Below are 236 nucleotides of genomic sequence, written 5' to 3' on the forward strand. Positions count from 1 at the left end.
GACTTCGACGAAATCGTCAATCAAAAAGTCTTGAAGGACTGGTGTACCATCTATGACAGCAAGTACTCGCCAAGCAACTATGGCGATATCAAGATTGAAACCCAGTGGGAGAATTGGTGATAAGGTGATAACATGAAGAAAATCCTAGGCCTAGTAGCCTTATTCGTGATAATTGTATTATCCTGCTTCTACTTTTTTATTCATCAACCTAAAAATATTTTTGATGAAATCTACCA

Annotated in this window: 2 protein-coding genes; both read left to right on the top strand. The window is 37.3% G+C overall.

Annotation, left to right across the window (positions count from 1 at the left end; all coding sequences use genetic code 11):
• Window positions 1-120 (top strand): TipC family immunity protein (locus tag HMPREF2991_RS11295; protein WP_257372028.1); only part of this gene is annotated, 120 nt, incomplete at its 5' end.
• A gap of 12 nt (window positions 121-132) precedes the next feature.
• On the top strand, window positions 133-236 hold a 104-nt coding region (locus tag HMPREF2991_RS11060; RefSeq protein ID WP_180364437.1), incomplete at its 3' end, for a TipC family immunity protein.

Origin of the sequence: Streptococcus sp. HMSC072D07 (genome assembly GCF_001814835.1) — a bacterium.
Classification (GTDB): Bacteria; Bacillota; Bacilli; order Lactobacillales; family Streptococcaceae; genus Streptococcus.